At 46.8% G+C, this 20638-nt stretch carries 22 protein-coding genes and 1 pseudogene; 8 read left to right on the top strand and 15 right to left on the bottom strand.

The window, feature by feature from the left end; translation table 11 throughout:
• The first annotated feature begins 2 nt into the window (after positions 1-2).
• Positions 3-1208: a glycosyltransferase family 4 protein gene (locus CWM47_RS32685; protein ID WP_100992735.1), complete on the top strand. Its 1206-nt coding sequence runs from the start codon at positions 3-5 to the stop codon at positions 1206-1208.
• On the opposite strand, the gene CWM47_RS32680 is transcribed toward CWM47_RS32685, so the two are convergent.
• From CWM47_RS32680 to CWM47_RS32615, 13 genes are all read right to left on the bottom strand, one after another.
• Complete coding sequence (locus CWM47_RS32680) at positions 1180-2073, bottom strand: glycosyltransferase family 2 protein (RefSeq protein WP_100992734.1); 894 nt, start codon at positions 2071-2073, stop codon at positions 1180-1182. The two genes, CWM47_RS32685 and CWM47_RS32680, sit on opposite strands and share 29 nt — an antisense overlap.
• On the bottom strand, positions 2070-3425 hold the full coding sequence (locus CWM47_RS32675) for a hypothetical protein (RefSeq protein WP_157816126.1): 1356 nt from the start codon (positions 3423-3425) through the stop codon (positions 2070-2072). Before CWM47_RS32675 ends, CWM47_RS32680 begins: the two co-directional genes overlap by 4 nt.
• The gene (locus CWM47_RS32670) at positions 3418-4059 is read right to left on the bottom strand and encodes an acyltransferase (protein ID WP_100992732.1); all 642 of its coding nucleotides are present in this window, start codon (positions 4057-4059) and stop codon (positions 3418-3420) included. The genes CWM47_RS32675 and CWM47_RS32670 overlap by 8 nt, the downstream gene beginning before the upstream one ends.
• 39 nt (positions 4060-4098) lie before the next feature.
• Entirely contained in the window at positions 4099-5484 is a 1386-nt protein-coding gene (locus tag CWM47_RS32665) for a lipopolysaccharide biosynthesis protein (protein WP_100992731.1), read from the bottom strand.
• Positions 5484-6149 carry a sugar transferase gene (locus tag CWM47_RS32660; RefSeq protein ID WP_100992730.1) on the bottom strand — a complete coding sequence of 222 codons (666 nt, stop codon included), beginning with the start codon at positions 6147-6149 and terminating at the stop codon, positions 5484-5486. The genes CWM47_RS32665 and CWM47_RS32660 overlap by 1 nt, the downstream gene beginning before the upstream one ends.
• A 12-nt stretch (positions 6150-6161) precedes the next feature.
• The gene (locus tag CWM47_RS32655; protein ID WP_100992729.1) at positions 6162-8516 is read right to left on the bottom strand and encodes a GumC family protein; all 2355 of its coding nucleotides are present in this window, start codon (positions 8514-8516) and stop codon (positions 6162-6164) included.
• A 10-nt stretch (positions 8517-8526) separates the two neighbouring features.
• Positions 8527-9378, bottom strand: a complete 852-nt coding sequence (locus tag CWM47_RS32650) for a polysaccharide biosynthesis/export family protein (protein ID WP_100992728.1) — start codon at positions 9376-9378, stop codon at positions 8527-8529.
• Positions 9379-9966: 588 nt separating this feature from the next.
• A complete protein-coding gene (locus CWM47_RS32640) occupies positions 9967-11193 on the bottom strand; it encodes an NRAMP family divalent metal transporter (RefSeq protein WP_100992726.1) in 1227 nt (408 codons plus the stop codon).
• Between the two features lie 86 nt (positions 11194-11279).
• Positions 11280-11753: a Dps family protein gene (locus CWM47_RS32635; RefSeq protein ID WP_100992725.1), complete on the bottom strand. Its 474-nt coding sequence runs from the start codon at positions 11751-11753 to the stop codon at positions 11280-11282.
• A gap of 78 nt (positions 11754-11831) precedes the next feature.
• Positions 11832-12773 carry a sugar phosphate isomerase/epimerase family protein gene (locus CWM47_RS32630; protein WP_100992724.1) on the bottom strand — a complete coding sequence of 314 codons (942 nt, stop codon included), beginning with the start codon at positions 12771-12773 and terminating at the stop codon, positions 11832-11834.
• A gap of 32 nt (positions 12774-12805) precedes the next feature.
• Positions 12806-13105, bottom strand: a complete 300-nt coding sequence (locus tag CWM47_RS40445) for a transposase (protein WP_100992723.1) — start codon at positions 13103-13105, stop codon at positions 12806-12808.
• Between the two features lie 18 nt (positions 13106-13123).
• Positions 13124-13255, bottom strand: a complete 132-nt coding sequence (locus tag CWM47_RS32620; protein WP_240625568.1) for a PIN domain-containing protein — start codon at positions 13253-13255, stop codon at positions 13124-13126.
• Positions 13252-13494, bottom strand: coding sequence for a hypothetical protein (locus CWM47_RS32615; RefSeq protein ID WP_100994151.1), 243 nt, complete (start codon positions 13492-13494; stop codon positions 13252-13254). The genes CWM47_RS32620 and CWM47_RS32615 overlap by 4 nt, the downstream gene beginning before the upstream one ends.
• Positions 13495-14030: 536 nt before the next feature.
• Here CWM47_RS32615 and CWM47_RS32610 point away from each other — a divergent pair.
• The 5 genes and pseudogenes from CWM47_RS32610 to CWM47_RS32595 form a co-directional block, all read left to right on the top strand.
• Positions 14031-14291 (top strand): annotated as a pseudogene (locus tag CWM47_RS32610) (transposase); the annotation flags it as partial.
• Between the two features lie 275 nt (positions 14292-14566).
• On the top strand, positions 14567-14719 hold the full coding sequence (locus tag CWM47_RS39495; protein WP_240625567.1) for an IS110 family transposase: 153 nt from the start codon (positions 14567-14569) through the stop codon (positions 14717-14719).
• A gap of 30 nt (positions 14720-14749) precedes the next feature.
• A complete protein-coding gene (locus tag CWM47_RS32605; RefSeq protein ID WP_240625565.1) occupies positions 14750-15493 on the top strand; it encodes an IS110 family transposase in 744 nt (247 codons plus the stop codon).
• A gap of 376 nt (positions 15494-15869) precedes the next feature.
• A complete protein-coding gene (locus CWM47_RS32600; protein WP_170069468.1) occupies positions 15870-16259 on the top strand; it encodes an IS3 family transposase in 390 nt (129 codons plus the stop codon).
• A complete protein-coding gene (locus tag CWM47_RS32595) occupies positions 16201-16602 on the top strand; it encodes an integrase core domain-containing protein (RefSeq protein ID WP_157816124.1) in 402 nt (133 codons plus the stop codon). The genes CWM47_RS32600 and CWM47_RS32595 overlap by 59 nt, the downstream gene beginning before the upstream one ends.
• A 434-nt stretch (positions 16603-17036) precedes the next feature.
• On the opposite strand, the gene CWM47_RS32590 is transcribed toward CWM47_RS32595, so the two are convergent.
• Positions 17037-18032: a hypothetical protein gene (locus CWM47_RS32590; protein ID WP_100992719.1), complete on the bottom strand. Its 996-nt coding sequence runs from the start codon at positions 18030-18032 to the stop codon at positions 17037-17039.
• A 349-nt stretch (positions 18033-18381) separates the two neighbouring features.
• Here CWM47_RS32590 and CWM47_RS39885 point away from each other — a divergent pair, with 349 nt between their 5' ends.
• The gene (locus tag CWM47_RS39885) at positions 18382-18504 is read left to right on the top strand and encodes a hypothetical protein (RefSeq protein ID WP_262511991.1); all 123 of its coding nucleotides are present in this window, start codon (positions 18382-18384) and stop codon (positions 18502-18504) included.
• Between the two features lie 595 nt (positions 18505-19099).
• Complete coding sequence (locus CWM47_RS32585; RefSeq protein ID WP_157816123.1) at positions 19100-19321, top strand: hypothetical protein; 222 nt, start codon at positions 19100-19102, stop codon at positions 19319-19321.
• 269 nt (positions 19322-19590) lie between these two features.
• Here the strand turns inward: CWM47_RS32585 and CWM47_RS32580 are convergent, their stop codons facing one another.
• On the bottom strand, positions 19591-20625 hold the full coding sequence (locus CWM47_RS32580) for a PAS domain-containing sensor histidine kinase (protein ID WP_100992717.1): 1035 nt from the start codon (positions 20623-20625) through the stop codon (positions 19591-19593).
• Positions 20626-20638: the final 13 nt, after the last annotated feature.

Raw genomic sequence — 20638 nt, 5'->3', positions numbered from 1 at the left:
CTATGCGCGTATTACTGATTCACAATTATTATCAGCAGGGTGGGGGCGAAGACACCATCTTTAAACAGGAGGTTGATTTACTGCGGGAGTATGGAATTGTAGTCGAAACGCTGACTTTTGACAACGAAAGTTTTGATGGCACACTAGTAGGGAATGTACAGTCGGCAGTTCAGGCGCTATATAATTTCCAGTCGGGAAGGCGGTTGGATCATGTCATAAGTCAGTTTCTGCCCGACATCGTCCACATTCACAATCTGTTTTATACGGCTTCGGCAGCTGTGATTCGGACGGCTAAAAAGCGCCAGATTCCAGTTGTGATGACCTTACATAATTATCGCTTGGTGTGCGTGAATGGCCTGTTGATGCGTGGCGGAGAAACACCGTGCGAAGTGTGCCTGACAAAGACGATACCGCTGGCTGGCATTCGGAACGCCTGCTTTCAAAACTCTAAAGCAAAATCAGCGCACCTTTCGGCCATCACGTTACTACATAAGTTAACCGGTATTTGGAAACAGGTAGATCGGTTTGTGGTGCTTACCGACTTTACCCACCAAAAAATCCTTAGTTCCTCGCTGAAATTACAACCTGAGCAAGTGTGTGTTAAACCCAATTTTGTGGCCGATGCCGGGTACACAGGACCTGAAGGAAGAGGAGATTTCTTTCTGTACGCTGGTCGATTGACGGTTGAGAAAGGCGTTGACGTATTGCTTCAGGCGGCTGAAAAATGCGGTTTCCCGCTCGAAATTATTGGTGATGGCCCGCTGGCGGTCGCTGTACAACAGATGTCTGAACAAGTACCGACAATCCGATACCGGGGTAAACAACCGCGCGAGGCCGTGCTGGAGGCAATTAACCATTGTCGGGCCTTACTTGTGCCTTCACGCTGGTATGAGGGCCTGCCTACCGTCATTCTGGAAGCGTTTGCATCCGGAACACCCGTAATTTGTTCCGATCAGCAAAACTTAAATCAAATTGTAAAAGATGGCCAGACCGGACTTTTATTTCGAACTGGGGATAGTGTTGATTTAGGGCAAACCATCAGTAGGTTTCGACTAGACAAAAGTGGGCAATCCATACTATCACAAAATGCCTATATCGAGTACCAGACCCGTTACGCCAAAAACGTAGCTCTACAGGCAACCCTGGACCTATATGACGCGTTGATCGACAAACAGAAGATTAGTAAGCCACTGGAGCAATCACTTTAATTCGCCGGATTAGGTATCCCCCTATAATTCGAAGCATATCCAGGCCAAAATACAGATAAGACAAAGGCGAGTGCTTAAGTGCAAAATTATACCGGACATGCCTGTTGACAGGTGATTTTATGGCCGATAATGCTGCCCAGAACGCCTGAACAGACATGGGCTTCGTGATGTTTACACCCGTTGCATCCGTATATTCGTAAACTACACTTGCTGACGAAACCACCAATGGGAAACCAGCTTTTCGGGCACTGATCGAAAAGTCAAGATCGGCCATATGGTGCTGGAACCGCTGCTCATCGAAAAGGCCAATGGCTTTAAAAACAGGCATTGGAATTAACATTCCCCGGCCCGGCAAACTGTCTGATAGAAGATACGGGCTCGTCTTTATCAAGAAAGCATGGCTGTTTTTGAAACGACTGATAGCCCAATTGTCAATCTTTGGAAATACCAGATTCATGCCTGTACCGGCATACAATAATGTGTGGGGAGGCTTTACATCGACTGATACTGAGCCAACTATACAGGGGTGATTCGCCTGATAGGCTGTAAGCAAACTGGCAAGATAGTCTGGCCTGACCTGGATATCATCGTTCAGCGCCAAGATGAAATCATTAACGTCGGGCGTCAATTTGTCGAGCACGTAGCGGATACCGAAGTTCATTGCACCTGCCCACCACAAAGACCCATCACCGGTTAATATAATCACGTCGGGAAATTGCCGGGCAACCAGTTCGGTAGTGCCATCGGTAGAGCCATCATCCACTACGATCACGCGTTTTTCTGTCAGGGTTTGCTTTTTCAGGTCGGCCAGACAGCCCAACGTATAGGCTTTCCGGTTGTGTACCGGAATAACAATGTAGATCATACTAAATGGGGAGGGAGCGTATCCTGTTGACGGCTCAGGCGTTTTACCAGAGCCATCAACAGATACAGATAGGATAAAACAGACAGGCAACCCACCGTTACCGAGCTTTGTCCAAAGGCCGTCAGTACGAGTAATCCATAGATGGTACTGAGGAAAATCAGGCTGGATTTTTGCGTCACACAAACGAGCCGGTAGGAAATATGGCTAATAAGCCACCCGAAGAAAGTGATGATGATCAACCCGTAGAAACCGTAGGCAAAATACACCTCCGAGGTGAGGCCGGTACGAATACCAAGTGTATTTTCGGAGTCAAATAGCTTCATGAACGAATAAGCGCTGTCTTTATGGACTAATTCTGATTTATCGAATCCAGCAATTTTTAGAAGAAACGAATTGACAAAAGCACCTACCGTACTCGCTGCCAGATCATAGCCTGGGATTTCGCCCGGTTTAAATTCGTTTACGGCTCGGATGTACTCTCTAAATTCGGCACCCAGCGGCAGTCCGTCACGCGCAAATGGAGATTCGGTTGTACTGCCAAGCCGGATGTTTTGCAGAATCACGTACAGAAATATACCACTGACAACCATCACGGCTGTTTTGGAATTAATAGTCATTGATCCTGACATGAGCTTATCGTAAACGAAAATCGCCAGTAACGAGACCAGTAAATACAATCGCTTGCTATCGGCTGACATAATTACTATGGACACAATCAGCATAGCCAGCCAGAACGTTTTGCGTCGTTTGTCGGGGCTTTTCAAAAAACGATCATACAGTAGGACCGCCGACAGGCAGTTGAAAAACCCGAAATTATAGACATACCCATAGCTTAATCCATACATCGTGTCGGTAACATCATGGCCGGACAGGATTGGAATAAAACCCACATTTCTGACAAAATCGAGTATCCAGATGAGCGGAAAGGCCAGCAAGACATACTCGAAAGCTCCAAGGTCATTATAGATCAATCGACCTGCGATCTGATCCTCCTCAGATACCATTGGCATTTGGGTGTTGGCATCGTGCAGTAACATACCTATGCTTAAAAATATCAGGTAGATGTTATAAACGATACACCCTTCATCCATAGAAATAAAGTAGGGATTGATGGCGAAATAGGTCAGGATTTTCAACTCACCCACATACAGCCAGGCAATCCAGACGAGTAGGAAAACTTTTGAATACCGGTTTTTTAGCAGAAATATGATTACAATCGGGATAATGAGCAGCGAGTGGCTCATTAGCGATGGGTATATATAGTATTCGCCGTATCCAAATATCGCCTGGTAGATCAATGGGGTTACCTGTGCCAATGCACAACAGACAAGCAGAAGAATGTTCTTACTCATAAACAGATTGCATCTGAAGGTGCCGGATAAACTGAGCGGGGTTACCGCCCCATATCTGATTGGGGGGTACATTTTTCGTAACGACCGAACCGGCCGCAATCACGGCGTTTTCGCCAATGGTCACGCCTTTAAGAATCGTTACGTGGGAGCCAATAAATACCCTGTTCTGAATATTGACAGGGGCTGTTTTGGCCAGACTATTATCCTGAAAATTAGCCCGTTGGTCGGTGTTTAACGTGTGAAAATCTGTATCATAGATGACTGTATTGCCGCCAATAGTAACGTCGTTGCCGATGGTAATGGCATTGTGACAAACCAGCGCGGTGCAGCTCATGCCTACGCGGTCACCAATCTGGATGTTACCACCAAGGTCAGCAATGAAAAAGCAGGGCTGTTGACGGCCAATACGGTTATGATTTCGGCCACTATTGAAGCTGAACGATGAACCTATACGCAGTGTGCAACCGTCATTAATATCGACTACCGGAATTCCACAGCTTTTCATATCCGACCCGTAGCTGACATTATTAAGGTAAAACACAAGCCGGGTAACCACAGACCCCGCAACCCGACGACTACGTCGCCACCCAAAGCGGATGGCTCTAAAACTGAGTCGAATAAAGGGGAAGGCCATACGTTTACGGGTGAATAGTGGAAATTATAAGTACTATTTTCAATAGGTCTCTTGATGTTCAGGGATCGTTGAAGGCATTCGACGCAGAATCATTTTGTATTCCCGCATACATATTCCCAGCAGCGCCAGGTTCCATATGGTGCCAGCGATGGCAACACTGGCCGGACCTGCTTCGGCCCAGCGAAAGAGTACGGTTGTCAGGAGTAAGTACAAGATGACACCAAGCAGCGATGCGTATACCAGTATGCGGATTTTGCCGGTTCCGTTGATAAAGGAATTGTAGTTACTCAAAAACATAAAGCTGATCACGTAGAGGAGTAATGAAACCGACAGGTCGAACGAAACAGTAACTTTCGAGCCGATCCATATTTTAAAGATGGTGTTTGCAGCTACAAGCATCAGCACCGCCAGCAATGCCATACCTGCACTGATTCGGTTTAACTGGCGCATGGTGTGTTGTATCCAGGCTTTGTCCTGTTTCACATACGCATCCGTGAAGGCCGACCAATAGGGCGTAATAACAATGCCATAGAGTACGGTTATTACGCTGAAATATTTATTGGCAATACTATAAGGCGCCACACTGTCGGAGCCAAGGAAGTAAGAAATGAATAATCCTCCCGATGTAAACACAAGTACACTAACGAGTTGAAGCACAAAAAACTGCCCGCCTATACTAAACAGTTCCTGACTCAATGATAGATCAATATGGGCAAAACCGGGCGCTATATTGGCATAGATTCGGGCAAAGAAATAAAGTGAAACCAGACCTAGTATGACAATAGGCACCAGATTGTAAATATGAGCGATAAGCAGCAGGGACTTGTCGAAGTAAGGAGCGCCGAAATAGATGATCCCAATAATAAGGGCATTGATCAGTAACAGAATCCACCCGACCAGAGCCGCTTTTTGATCGGCTAGTAAAATCGAATTTATTGGTTTTAACAGGAGTTGAACGCTGAAACCAACAAGTGTGTAAGTAATGATACCATTTACCTGTTCGGGATTATCACTGCGAATATTTAACAGGGCTGTCCAGCTTACATAGTGCCCAACGGCCATGAAGGTGATGGCCAGGAGCAGTGCCAGCCCACCCGATAAGAAATATAAGGTACTGACATACCGGCGTGCGGTTTGGGTATCGCCGGTAGTGAAAAACGACACTAAGCTATTTCGCAGTCCATTCCCGAAACTAACATCAACCAAACTGAACCAGGAGGTCAGGAATGTGATCGTCATCCAGATGCCAAAATCGCTTACGCTGATGTAAGTGAGGGTAAGCGGGATCGTCAGGAATCCAATCAATATACCAAATCCCTTCACAAAAACGGACTGAAAAACGTTTCGGTAAATAATCAGGCTGCGGGCATCAATACCGTCTGGCGAGCTGAGTTTAGCGAGGAATAAACGGAGGTTCGTTAGCATCAGAAAGCATCCGTATTTCCTTTGAGCATCGACAGCAGCGTATGCAAACAAATTGAGGTATCCAGGCCCAGCGTGGCTTTGCGAATATAAAACTGGTCGTACATCAACCGGTGTTTCATTTTAAGCGTGCTGCTTGTTTCGCCCCTGCACCCCTGCGCCTGTGCCAGCCCTGTAATGCCGGGCCTTACCTGATAGCGGTGTGAATAACCGGGCATACTATGCCAGAATTGGGCATCAAGCTGAATAGGATGCGGGCGTGGGCCAACGATGCTCATCTGACCCAGTAGAACATTTAGGAACTGAGGCATTTCATCGAGATTTGTACGACGCAGAAACCGACCTACCGGCGTTACCCGCGTATCGTTTTTCGATGCCTGATGGAATGGCCCCTGGCTGGATGACCAGTGCATTGTTCTGAATTTATAACACGCAAAATGCCGTCCATGAAGGCCGGATCGAGTCTGTATAAAAATAGCAGGACCCCGGGAGGTAAGCATGATCACGAGGCCCACCAGCGGGATAAGCCAGCTTAAGATAAACACCGTAACCAAACCGGCGATTACCAAATCGAATATACGTTTGCCGCTATAATGTATTGGCCCAACAAGAAAAGGTGGCTTGACGCGAGCCTTGACATGATGGGGGTCCAGGACATTGGAGACCATAAGGAAGACACGTTAATTGTTGGATGTTAAGCGGCTCAACAGCGTTTTTTTCTTGATATTATTATAGCCGTATGCATTACCTTTCTGTCCATAGCTATAATAATTCGGTTCCCCGTCGCCAACCCCGTTGAGTACAATGTTAAGTTTATTGAATCGCTTTTCACGATGCAGCATATCGATCATTTTAAGGTAATTTCTCGGTGTTACATCATGACGAACAATGTACAGGGTTGCATCCACATAAGGCGCAATTAGTTGAGCATCAGTAACTAGTCCAATCGGCGGTGCGTCGATAATTACATAGTTAAATCGATCTCTCAATTCAAGAATTAGTTTCTCCAGTCGCGTACTGCTTAATAACTCAGAGGGATTGGGTGGTAATGGGCCACTGCGGATGATGTAATAATTTTCGTTATCAAGGACCGGATGAATTATTTCGTCGACATTCGTTTCGCCGATCAGGTAGTTACTCAATCCGGGGCCATCATCCAGATTCAATGAGTTACGGAGCTGAGGTTTGCGTAGATCCATTTCCAGAATTACAGTTCGTGATCCAACCAGCGCAAGACTGGCGCCCAGATTTAGGGAAAGGAAGGATTTTCCTTCACCATTGATACTGGATGTGAATAACAATACCTGGCTACCGGTGCGGTTTTCGCGTAAGAAACTGAGGTTGGTACGAAGCGCCCGAATCTGCTCGGCAATGACCGAATGCGCTCTTGAGGATACAACCATAGCCTCTGGCGTTCTTTTGCGAACAATCTCGCCTAATATTGGTGTATTTGTTTGCTCTTCTACGTCGGCTCGCCGAATGACCCGGTTATTAACGACATCCCGAGTCGCCATGGCAGCAACAGGAATTATCAGGCCAACCAGCGTAAACAGCAAATAGGTAAGTGACTGGTTTGGTTTTGTAGGCTTCTCTTCACTACGCGCAACATCGACTACGCGCGAGTCGGAAATTGTTGCGGCAAAAGACACGGCGGTTTCTTCCCGTTTGCGCAGTAGATACGTATACAAGTCGTTTTTGATCGCCTGTTGCCGGGTAATATTTAGCAGAGCCCGCTCCTTGGCTGGAATGGTCCGAATAGTACCTTCCATCTTTTGGTTTGTTTGTGAAAACTGACGCTGCGCCGTAGTAAGCATAGCCCGCATCGTCGCTACGTTCTCGGATATCTCTGATTTTACCGCTCGGATCTGCGCATCGACAGTTCGCAATATCGGGTTTTTATCCGGAACAGTCTGAGCTAATTCATTGCGTTGGGCCTCTAACTTGGTCGCCGATTGAATTAAATTAACCAGCCTGGGGTCGCTTAACCCCAAGGTGGCCGGGGCACCATTCCTGTTGCCCGGCTGCTGGCGTATATAATCCTCTATTTCATGCAGAGCACCCAACTGAACCGAAACCTGACTCATTTCGGCGTCGTTACGTTGCACGGTCTCCAGAAAGCCTTGTGCTTGTGTGGTCAGATCTGTAATGCCTTGCGCCGATTTATACTGTTCAACCCCTTTCTCAACGGTTTGAAGTTCGCCGGACACCAGTTGCAGGCGTTCTTCGATAAAGTTCAGTGTGTTGGAGGCTACCCGGTTTTTATCCAACACAGCGGCTTCGTTATAAACGTCAATCAGCCGATTCAGAATAGCTTCCCCTTTATCGGATGAGGCTGTTTCGAGCGTAAGCATAATGACTGTTGAGGCTTTACTGGTTGGCTCAGCCTTTAGTACTTTCAAATACTCGTTAACGATTTTTGACTCCTTGAAAATCCGTATAAAAATGGGTTCGGTAGATGCCGAAATGACCTGAAGCGGGAAAATCCTTAACCGGCCATAGGGCGTGTCAACGCTGCTGTTTATCGGATATTGCTGCTCGTTCAGAAGAATGGTGGTCGCGTTGACGAAGGAGATCTTTAAGGGCTCTTCGGTTGAATAAAGAGTGGGCTTAGCCTGTTCGACAATCAGGCGAATGGGCGACTGGGTATACACTTCCCGCTTGCCAAAAGGGGTATCCTGAAAATAGACTACATCGAGGTGAAGCTGCTTCACAACCCGATCCATCAGGGTAAATGATTTTAAGACCTCAATTTCATTTTCAACGACTTTTTTTGGTGCAAAAATTTCCAGTTCTTTAAGCATGCTCTCTGAGTCCAGCCCCTTTTTTTCATCTTTCACTAATAAGCTTGCCTGGCTTTTATAAATGGGCTGCTGGTAACGTAAATAGATGAATGCAACCGCGAGTAGTAATCCAACCGATAAAACAAACCAATACCAATGCTGCAGATAGCGCAGCAGAATGGCACGTATGTTCGTTGTACCAACGTCCATAACCTGGTAAGGTGCGTAGGTATAATTTGAGGAGTTTGTTGCCATAGTCAATTTACTAGCGACGGGTTACAATGATGGCTACAAGTGATAAGGCGCTCAAAATCGCGGGAATAACCTGATAGAACTGGTTGGCTGTGGAAACACGAACTTTACCTGGTTCTACGTAAACTATATCGTTTGGGTGGAGATAATAATAAGGCGAGCGAAACAAATTACGCTTCGTAATATCTAACCGTGAAAACGTTTTTTGCCCATTCTCTTCTCTGACAACCAGTATGTTATCTCTACGTCCGTAGATAGTGGCGTCACCGGCTAAGCTTATGGCTTCAATGAGCGTGATCTGGTCATTGGGAACGGTGAAAAGCGAGGGTCTGACTACCTCGCCAAGTACCGAAATACGAAAATTTAGATTTCGGATGTTCACGGTCGGCTCTTTCAGATAGGTCTTTAGTTTGTCCCGAACCTGTTCTTTTGTTTGTGAGATCGTTAACCCACTCACTTTGATTGAGCCAATAAGCGGAAGTTCTATTTCGCCATCAGGGGAGACCAGATACCCTGACATTTCGGGCAGGCCACTGGTATTGGAAGGTTGTACGGTACGGCCATTTGCCACAAGCATAGGCGTATATGGATTGAAGAACGTAGCGGCTTCGGCATTAAGGCTGCTTACCTGAATAGATAATACGTCGCCTGTTTTGATGAGAGGTGTATACGCTTCGGGCATACGGACAGCGCTACCGGTTTCTGCCTCCCCCTGGAAATACACGATACTTTTAGGCGAAACGCAACCATTCCCCGAGAGTAGAACGCTCAGCAAGAGCAGGGTAATAAGGGGGCTTTTGCAACGGAAGCTTCGCCAGTATGGGTGACGTGACAAACTGGTACAATCGTAAGAGATATGATTCATAGTTGGATAAAAGAGGAATGTAGACTAAGTGCTTGATCAATAGTGTTTTTACTGGCAAACAGGCTGACCGGATTAGTAAGCAATAGCCCAGAATTACCCGCCTTATACAGTGAAATAGGTAGGTAATTATCTGCATTATGTAGAAGCCTGTTTTCTACTATGCCAGGTATTTTAACATAAAGATCATAGCCGATTTTCTTATATGTATTAATCAATTCGAGACGATGTTTAGACCATTTAGTAACGGAAAAGATATCTAATGTATAAAAATTAGTAAACTTTTCGTTTTAGATCTTGGTAATTTAATACAGTTAATGGGTTGAATTAAAAGAGATTAGCTTTAACTTTTGTTGAGGTTCTACTTACTTTGAAATGAAAAAGAATAGAGTGTATTGATTTGTATGTTTGATGTCGTCAATAGATATATATTAATGCATGATTCATGCCAAATCGTTTACTAGGCTATTTTTATTTTTTTGTAGAATCCAATTGAATAATAATTATGATTTTAATAGATAGAATATAAATTATATAGAATAGTAGACTATTAGGTATTGATAAAGTTGAGTAAGTAGAATTTTAAGATAGTCAGGGTTTTCCAGGCTGGATAGCTAACCAAACGTTCCAAAGGCCCAATACGGCTGTTACAAGCACGACTGAACCCATAGCTATATTTTGCCAGAATGAGTTGCAGTATTGATCCCCCAGCAAAGCCCGGTTATTAATGGCGAGGAACAAAAAGACTGTAACGAAGGGTAGAAGGATGCCATTGATTGCCTGCACAGCTACGATAACCGGAATAGGCGTTACGTTCAACAAGCCAAACGTTAAGCCCGTTGCAATAACAACGAGCCAGATGCCCCGGTAAGCAGGGGAGTTTTTGCGGATGCCTAGTAGGCTTTGGGCAGTTACTGCAGCGGCTAAGGGTGCCGTCAGCGAGGAGGCAAACCCAGCGGCAAACAAACCAAAAGCAAAGAGTGAACCTGCCCATGGGCCTAGCCGGTCGGTCATTACCTGCGCCATGTGCGCGTATGAGAAATCGCCGGGAATGAGTAGACCCACCAACAGTAAAACGACCGAAATTATACCTCCCAGAATCACCGCTACCCAGATGCCCAATTTCATCTCCCCTAGCGACTGCCCAACTGATTCTCCGGTTTCCGAGTTACCTGCAGGCACAATACTAGACCCAAAAAAGAGGTTATAGGGAACGATTGTTGTGCCGATGAGTCCATTTATAAGTAACAATGAACCAGAAGGGATAGAAGGCACAACAAGTGCTTCGGCCAAACTCGCGGGGGTAACGGGTGTACCAAAAGCGACATATAAAAAGGCACCGCCCATCGCGAATACAACCAGACCCAGCATATTGGCCAATCCCTGCGTAGAACCAATCCATAACAATAGAGTACAGACGGCACCAACACAAATTGTCAAGAGAGGTACGGGTAAGCCAGTTAGTAAAGCAAGCCCGGCTACAGCGCCGAGAATATTACCTGCCTGATAGGCGGCACAACCCAGAAAAATAGCCAGAAACAGAGCCCAGGCTATGCGACGGCCACGGGTCCCTGTATACGTTTGGGTGATAATCTGGCCTAAGTCGTTGCCGGTCGCAATGGTGATTCGGGCGGCTGCTTCCTGCAACCAGACGGTGCCAAGTGTAGCAAAGGTTAATACCCAAAGAAGATGTAATCCGTATTTTGAGCCGGCAATAGCGCAGGCAGTAACTGAACCGGGACCAATAAACGCAGCCGAAATAACCGACCAGAATAGTACACTGCCAAGACCAGAGCGAATAGAAAGCGATTTGGGCACAAAAGTAAATGGTGAGTTGTAAATGATGAATGTAGGCGAAAACTAGCACAATTCATCATTTACAACTCACCAGACACCATTATCGTTTAGGATAAGTATTTGCGGAGCATCCAGGCCATGGCTTCGTGAGCTTCCATCAGGCCGGTAAGAAAATCGGCGGTGCCGGCATCTTTCAGTTCATCGTCACACTTTTCTACGTCTTCGCGTAGTTCACGAACGATCTGTTCGTGATCTGACAGGAGATTTTTGAACATTTCGGCCGTATCTTTTGGGGTGCCGGTATCTTCTTTCAGGCTGGTGTTATGCAAGAACTCACCCATTGTAGCCAGGGGTTTGCCACCTAATTGCCGAATGCGCTCAGCAACGGCATCAATTTCTTCCTCAATGGCATTGTACTGCTTCTCGAAGAATTTATGGTACTCCATGAAGTTTGGACCCGCTACGTTCCAATGGTATTTACGGGTTTTAATATAGAGTACATGAAGGTCGGACAGGAAATCGTTTAAAAGTATGTTGTCCTGTTTGAGGACGTCTTTCTCGAGGCCAATGTTGGGTTGCATGATACTAACGTGAGTTTATAAGGTTGTGAAAAGCACTGCGCCAATCACAGATAATAACCCACAAGCATGGTGTTTGTTTTATGAACCTATCAACCCGGCAAACATACGTTTAACACTTGCCAAATCCTGTTTATGAGCTTCTATCGGTCCCATCGTATTGGGTGTTTCCTTTTCCAGACACTGTTCCAGTACCAGATTTGGACGGATACCTAGTGTGCTTAATTCGCTGGAAAGATGTTGATAATCAATATCCCCTTCGCCGAACGTTTCCTGCCAGATCTTATTTTTTGATTGTCGGATATGCACCTCAACGATTCGCTTACCGTATAATTTTACGACGTCGAACAGGGCAATTTGTGAATTTCCAGAGCCCCGGTACACCCAATGAGCATCCAGGCAAAGGGACACATTTTTGGGATCGGTGGCGAGTAGCATATGGTGAAACTCGCGGGCTGCCTGTCGGTGCTCAGGGGTGTGGGTGTGGTAGGCGAGGGTAATGCCACGTTTGCGTAGCTCACCACCCAGTCGGTCGAGGTTGCGGGCTTGCTCCGCGAGTTCAGCATCGGTTTTGTCGTCGTTGGTTCCCCAACTGATGGGGCTGGGATTGGTTACGAAAATAGATGTTCCGGCAGGACGGGAAGCCTCGGCAATTGCCAATACCGAATCAATAGATTTCTGCGCTTCATCGGCTTTATGCAGCGTACTGTTTACGTACAACGAGTGCATAGCCAGTTTGTGCTTTGTCAGTAGAGGTAGCAATTTAGTCACTTCATCTACCGAGCTAAGGCCCGGTTCGTATGCCGTCATACCTGACTGTACCAGTTCTGCCAGCGACGCATCGGGGTCGGCCATCCAGGTTTTTCCCTGACGGGCATAAAAGGTTAACCAAGAATAGGAATTACAGGCAATCGGGAACGATTTGAGCGCGGGTTTCGCCTGAACAGGTTGATCATCCTGAAGAAATGCAGCTCCGGCAAGCGCCGTGGCAGACGTTAAAAAACGGCGTCGGGTTGATGACATGGCGTTTAAATAATAAGTATATACTTAAGTAATCACGCAGAATTAAACTTCACTTTATTTCGATTCACTAACCCGTCAAAACAGATCCGATATTCTTGACCAAATAAACGAATGATAGCAAAAACGGCCTTTTTCAGACGACTCCATGAACTGTAATGGAGCTTCTGCAACCACCGATACTTTAGGAACCGCCACAGAATTTCGATCGGATTCAGGTGCGGACTGTAAGTCGGCAAAAAGAATAGGTACATGTCCTGCTCTTCCCAGTTGGCCTGTTGGTCGTAAACAGCCTGACAGCGATGAATTGGACCATTATCCAATACAATGACAATCGGTTTTGAACTAGCTAGCTAGTCGAGCAAGATTTCAGTACTGACAACCCACGTGAACTGATTGGCCGCAAACGCATCATAAAGCCAGCGGTACGATCCGTCCCGGGGAATCGACCGGAGTAGACCATTGGTATCGATAACTACTTTCACTGAGCAGCTCGAATTTGGTCAAGCCGTTCCGTACGGTTCTCAAAGTTCATTTGCTCTTCGAGTTGAGCAGTGGTCAGTCCTTTTAGCTGAGTGGCCTTTTGGACCTCTTCTTCGAGCCGTGTACGGAAATGCTGCATAAGCGTTTGTCGCATGGCCAACACTTCGGCTTCGCTCATCTCGAAGCTGAACATTTCTAGTAAGGCCAATTGAGCATTGGTTAATCGTGGCGAGACAACCATAACGATAGCGAGAATAGATAAACTGATATACAAACTTAACCAAAACAGCCGATTAGTGAGTTTGGTGCGGCTTTGATACTTGTGATATTGCTAGAAGTGCAACAAGTTTAGATCTGAACGTATGCAACTGATTGCGTTAGACAGATAATAAAAAATAACCGTCTCTTTATACGCTCATTCGTGAGACGAAGGAACTGTCATAGATCTGCTTTGTAAATGGGGCGATTTGTGAAATGGCCTGTTTTAATAACTGTCAAGTGGCCCGCCACCGCGGTACTACCCCTAGCATACGTTTTATATAATAGTCTAACTACTAGACAAAAAGAGGAGAGAAGTCAGCTTATCAAAAGGCGAAGTCATTCATTTCTGGTAATCCTACTTCGGGCTATAACTCAGTCATCAGACGAACGTTTCAAAATAGCCCTGTTCAGGAAAATACGATTCGTATCGACATTGAACTGTCCTGAGCCCTTAAAAATGAGCCAGTGAAAAGTAGAGTAAAAAAACTTAAATTTCACTAGCAATTGGAAAGGGAAATGAAGGCAACACGATTCACCGAATCGCAAATCGTAGCGATTCTCAAACAACAGGATAGCGGCCAAACCGTCGCCCAAATTACCCGCGAACACGGTGTCAGCGAAGCCACATTTTACAACTGGAAGGCAAAATATGGTGGTATGCAACTAGCCGAGGTAAAACGGTTGAAAGAGTTAGAAGAAGAAAATCGGCGGTTGAAAAAGATGTACGCCGAGCTAAGTTTACAAAACGACATTTTCAAAGAAGCCCTCACAAAAAAGTGACGGTCCGCCGTTCATATCTTTGTTTTCAGTTGATCTTATCAGAAAAAGTACAATTTTTGAGTAAGGTCTGACAAAGCTAGCCAGCACCCTGAGTTCCGCCGATAGTACGTCACAACGATACTGCACCGCTGGTTGCTCTGGCTAGCTTGTCTTTTCCCTGTAGCTCCAACAGTACCCATAGTCGTAACCTCTGGTTATGATCTGGCATCCGTGTGCAACAGCGGGAGAAGGCCGTCGGTCAACCAACGTATTCATTCTTTATCCCCTTTTCTATGCCACTGCTACGCTATTGTGTCGGATTGGACATTAGTAAAGAGTCGCTTCAAGTCTGTCTGTCAGTGATCGACACTGATGGCCGAGTCGTCGTCAAAGGGTCGACTAAAGTGGCCAACAAACCGCCTGCTTTTGCTCAGTTAGAGCACTGAGTTAGTAAGCATTGTAAAAAAACGGACGGCTTGCCACTCCGCTATGTGATGGAGTCGACAGGCGTCTACCATGAGGCTGTAGCCTGGCACCTCTATCAAACGGATCAGTCGGTCTGTATTCTATTGCCTAACAAGGCAAAGCATTACCTGAAAAGCTTAGGCTACAAGTCCAAGAATGATAAAATTGATGCCCAGGGGTTGGCTCGAATGGGTCTGGAACAACAACTTACTCTGTGGAAACCCTTATCCAAGAACATCTACAATTTACGCTTGCTAACCCGACAGCATCAGCGGCTTCAGGAATGGAAAACCCAGTGTCGTAACCAGCAACATGCCCTGGATTACAGCGCAATAGGCGATGATTTTATCACAAAACAGAACGCCAAATTATTAGCCGTCTATGATCAACAGCTAGACTCTTTAGAGACAGCCATTCACCAACTCATTGAGCAGGATGCTACTCTGAAAGAACAGGTCGAACGCTTGACCGCCATCAAGGGGTTAGCCCTTCTATCGGTAGCAGTTTTGATTGCTGAAACCAACGGATTTGAGGGCTTCGCTAACCAACGACAATTAGTGAGTTATGCGGGCTATGATGTGATTGAGAATCAATCGGGTAATCGTTCTGGTAAAACTCGGATCTCTAAAAAAGGGAACACGGGGCCGCCCGAGCGGTCGTATTCGCCGTATTCTGCATTTACCCGCCTTCAATGCGGTTCGCTTTGGGGAGCCAACTTGTCAAGCACTTTACGAACGAGTCTATCAAAAGACTAATACCAAAATGAAAGCCTATGTAGCTGTTCAGAAAAAGTTACTCCTACTAGCTTACGCATTATGGCGTCATCAGACTAAGTATGTCCCAAAACAGTCGACTCCGGCGGAAATGGAAGCTCCGTTAACTAGCCAGCCAGATCAGAGTGACAAAAAAATAGTCCCGACTAGCGGGACTACACGGGATCAATCCACCGTAGCGGAGTTGTCCTTTGGATGAGTCAAATATATTAAAAAAATCCTAATCAAAAATTTGGTTTTCACGACAGTACCAGCGGTAGGGCCTGTCGAGCGCAGAGCGTTGACCAAGTGGATGATTTCAGAAAAGAAGCTAAGTCAGCGCAAAGCCTGCCGTTGGACAGGTCTTAGCCGTAATGCCATGACTGCCCCAGTAGCCGTTAAAGATAAAGATAAGGGCTTACAGGAGCGTATCAGGCAGGTAGCTAAACGCTACAAACATTGGGGCCTTTTGAAAATTCATTATAAACTGCGCAAGCAAGGAGAAACAGCTAATCATAAGCGTATCAGGCGCTTGTATAGGCTAGCTGGTCTGACACTACCTCGTAAGGTGAAGAAGCGATTGCCCGAAGCGGTTCGCCAGCCCCTGCCCAAAGCAACGGCTTGTAATAACTGCTGGTCCCTGGATTTTACGTCAGATAGCCTAGCGGATGGTCGTAAGTTTCGGACGTTGAATGTACTGGATGATTACAATGGCACCGGCCACCCGGCGGGAAGCATTGGGTATCGAAATCGATTACTCCTTACCTAGTCAACGGGTGATTCGGCTACTGGATCGGTTGATGGAACAACAGGGTAAACCCGAGCGATTACGAAGCGATAACGGGCCTGAGTTTATTAGCCAGGCGTTGCAGGAGTGGTGTGCAGATCAGAAAGTTATCTTGCATTGGATTGAGCCGGGTAAGCCGACGCAGAATGCTTATATTGAGCGATTCAATGGCACCTTTCGCCGGGAAGTACTGAATGCCAATGTATTTAGGAGTCTGGCGCAGGTGCGCCGAACGGTGGATGTGTGGTTAGGCGAATATAATACCGAGCGACCTCATCAAGCATTGGCGTTTTGGACACCAGCCGAATACCGGCAAGTGGCTTAGACTCCAGTTAAAACTGGCTCACCAAAGGGGGTAAGGATACAATGGCTCAGCGGAATGACCTAAGTCTGAGAGTGGACTGGCTACCTTTACTAGACATTACATTAAGATCGTTCTTTGTAGAGTCCATTAAAGGGTGGTAAGTCCATTCTTAGTAATTTATTATTTTGTTTGAAAAAATCTTGATAATTAATTCAGCTTTGTTTATTGCTTTAATGCAAATAGCCGTTCATCTATATTCGTCCAAGAAAAGGCTTCGATTAGAGAACGACAATTCCAGCTTACTGACCAGCTAAGTCAATTTAATTCCAATCCTAAAAGCTTTCTGTAAGGGGATGCTTACTGTTATATCGGTCCAACTAACTTAGTCACATACAATTGGCTTGAACTCCTTCTTCTATAAGTCCACTCGCATACCGATGGACTTCCTTGGTAAGTTAAAAGTCTTGATTGATAACGACGGATTCTGTCTTCTGCCAGTGCCGGGTACCATCGGCATCCAACAAATTTCCGGCCATGGCTTCCCCCAGTTCATGAGTCAGCATGGGGAACCCTGGATTCCAGCTCACGTCTAGTGTAGCTTCCCGGAGCGCTTCGAACTTAGCCCACCACAGGGTGGGCGGGTGGCAGTCGGGGCGGTAAATGTTGGCCGTTTCTGCGACAACGACTTTCTTCCCGGGAAACAAATCCCGAGCCGCTCGCAACATGTGGGCAATATCGTTATCAAAATAGATGTTTAGCCCAATAACGTCAAGAAGCTGCGTCTGGCCTTGCTGGAAGGTTAAACAGTTGTTTTGCCGAGCAACTTCATCGGCTTGCCCTAAGACCGTCGCAAAGGGCCGGGCCTGATCGGGGTATGGCATAGCGCCCCAGCCCCAGGGTTCGCTCATGGACGTCAGACAAGCGGGATCTGCAGCTTTGAGCCCTTTCGCAATCGCAATAGTAATGGCACTGGTCTGCTGGTAGACCTCCCACCAGGGCCGTCCGCCGAATGGCCATTGCCGGTTGTTGGGCGCCGCGATCCAATCGGTCCAGATACCCAGTTCCACGCCGATGTTGTAACTGCGAAAAGCGCCCCGATAGTGGTGAGCAATCTGGTAAGCCAGCTCGAACATGGCCTCAGCGGCTTGCCCATTCCAGAACATGGCCGCATCGATCCATTCAGGTAAGCCGTAGTGATTCAGGGCTACTTCAATCTGACCGTGGCTGATGGTTTGCAGGCGGTCTAGCCAGGCATAATCCGGACAGCGTTTTGTATCGTCCCAGAGCACCGTATCGCGGAAAAGGGTAAGACCCATCTGCCGGGCCCGCCGGTAGTTGTCCTCCATCTGGTCTTTATGGCCGGTGGCCCACGTGTTGGAAAAATGGAGCCAGCGCCCGTCATTCCCCCATCCCCGCACGACGCTGCCGTCGAAGCACATGCCATAGTTCATAGACGTGTCAATTGGTAAGGTTAATTATAGGGATACCGTTTAGTTGATGGTTGGCATTTAATCGTCTATTAAGGCAGCAGAGCCATTGGCTTTTTGGTTGCGTTGGAAAGTCAGTAAACGGAATCGATTGCAAGAGCGGGCCTTTACAGGGATAAAAAATGCGTTCATCGGTTTTAGCGAGCAATGCTATGCGCGTTCGTTACGGCTTGACATGACCACTGGTCACGGTCAAATCTCGTTTAAACCGTTCCAGTTGGCTATAGCTGTCCTAGCTTAAATAAATCATAATCAGGCAACAAGTAGTATAACCTACCGGCTAAAGTCTCGGGGTAACCATCAATTAAGATTTATGCCGAAGGACCCAACCAAGGCTTATGCTGGTAAATCCACCACTGTCGATTTCGGTCAGCAACTTGGGCCGTTCGTTGGCCGTCAGCGTCAGTCTATGCTTAATAATGGGAAGATGAGTTAAAGCATCAAAAGTACTGAAAGCCGCCAAACTAACCTTTAAGAAACACTAGGAATCAACCCTGCTTTTATAAATATTGGCTCTTAGGCAAGTAGGTAGTAGGTTGTCAGACTAAATGAGCTGATTCTTAATTTTTTATAGTTTAGAATTTGCTTTATCATGAACAGTTATTTACTGGTAAACCCCTCTCTTCCTGCCTGCTTTTGGTCAGTCTACCGTCAACTAGATTTAAGGATAAAACGGGCGGTATCATCTGTTAATTAATTTGTATATGTTTAGCTTTTAAAGAATGATCAGTCGAAACTTGTTCTGATCGGGTAGCTGCAACCCTAGTTGACTACTTGCCAAGCTGACCCAGTAGTGTATACATAAATTAGCCAACATCACCTTACCCAGCCTACCTCCCTATTAGTAAGTATAAATACGGCTCATATGTTTTAGCCAATATGGTATACTAGCTGTCAAAATAAGTCTCTACATAAGCTAAACAATCAACTAAAACAGGTAGTTAACCACAGAATTACACTACCGATTAAGTATTTTCCTTGTTTCTCAACCTGTTGTCGCTTTTAAGGGCTTATTTATCATGGATACTTACATGAAGGCATTCACTGATCTAACGACTTATTATACCAATGTTCGTAATATCATCAGGGACGACCATCGCCATACGTTTCAGGTGTCAACCGCGACCGCTACGCTGGATATTAAGATGATGCTGGATATCTTTAGTCATCACAATTTATTATTTGCTGCCTTCTTCGTACATGTTACGGCAGAGGGGCTAGCCTGCGCAGAAGCCACGCTGTCAATCCGGTGATAAAAAGACGTTCGCCATCGGCGTTTTTTGACGAAACTAAACGCCAATTTTGCGGAAGGCCAGGGTTAAACGAAACAGAATCGACAAAGGAGGCGAGTATATACTTTACCAACAAGCCGGTAGATTTGTCTGGTTTTAAGCCAACAAGTGATCACCCTGCGGTTTCCCAGCCGTCAGGTGGGATGCCCGGGTGGCAACCGCTCATCATTGCCTGACGTATTGGTTCCCACCGGTAAGGGCTGAACTGATCCTGGACAGGTCAAAAAAATTTATGGAGCCGGCTGGCCGGATGACATCCGCTCACGCAGGGGAAGAAAAACGGTGAAGGTGGTGCCCTCCCCTTCAATACTGCCCACCTCTATTCGGCCCTGCAGTAACCTCACATAGTCCTGACAGATGGCCAGACCAAGGCCTGTCCCCTGAATATGTCTGGCGTTGCTGGCCCGATAAAATTTATCAAATAAATGAGCTTGTTCGCTGGCGGGTATGCCAATCCCCGTATCGCTGACCGCCATACTGACCACGCCTGGCTGAAACAGAATGGTCAACCGCGGAGGTTGGGTGGAAAATTTTAGCGCATTGCTCAGTAGATTGGCTATGACGTGACTCAGTAGCTTTCTGTCCACTGGCACCTCAGCTACGGGCCCCTTCACCACCAGGTGCACCGGTCGCTGAGCCGCCAGTTCGCCGCCGAAAGTAGACGCCATCAGGGCTTCACTCAACGAGACGACATTTGTCCATTCCAGCTGCAGCTGGAGGCGGCCCGCTTCGATTTGGCTCAGCGCCAGCGTATCCCCCAGCAAGCTATTGAGGGCCGATAGGCGCTCAAAAATAACCGCCAGGTGCCGGGCAATGTGAGCCGACGAAGGCGTAGCGGCCTCCCGATCCACATACTGTTGGATCAACTCAACACTGGACTGGATGACCGTCAGAGGCGTTAGAAACTCATGGGAGGCCGTCTCAATAAACTGGGACTTCAGCCGGTTGAGTCTGCGCTCGATGGCCAGTGACTCTTCCAGAATATGCTCTTTTTCAATGGCAGCGGTGATATCGGTGGCGACGCCGATTCGGCGGACTGGCGTGCCTGCCTGATCGAGGGCCAAAACGATCCGGGCGTGCAGCCAGAATAGACGTCCATCCAGATGGCGGATCCTGAAGCGAAAGCTCCGGTGGGGCTGGGGACTCATAAAGGCTTCCCGGACCAGGGGTCGGTCTTCCTCCTGGATACAGTCTAAAAACGAAAGTGGATCCTCATATAAGGCCTGTGGACTGCGGCCGCTATAGGTTTGATAGGCCGGATTCATGTACAGAAATGCT

Origin of the sequence: Spirosoma pollinicola, from assembly GCF_002831565.1 — a bacterium.
GTDB classification, from domain to species: domain Bacteria; phylum Bacteroidota; class Bacteroidia; order Cytophagales; family Spirosomataceae; genus Spirosoma; species Spirosoma pollinicola.
Note: the sequence above shows the minus strand (reverse complement) of the source record. Positions and strands in the feature narration are given on the sequence as shown.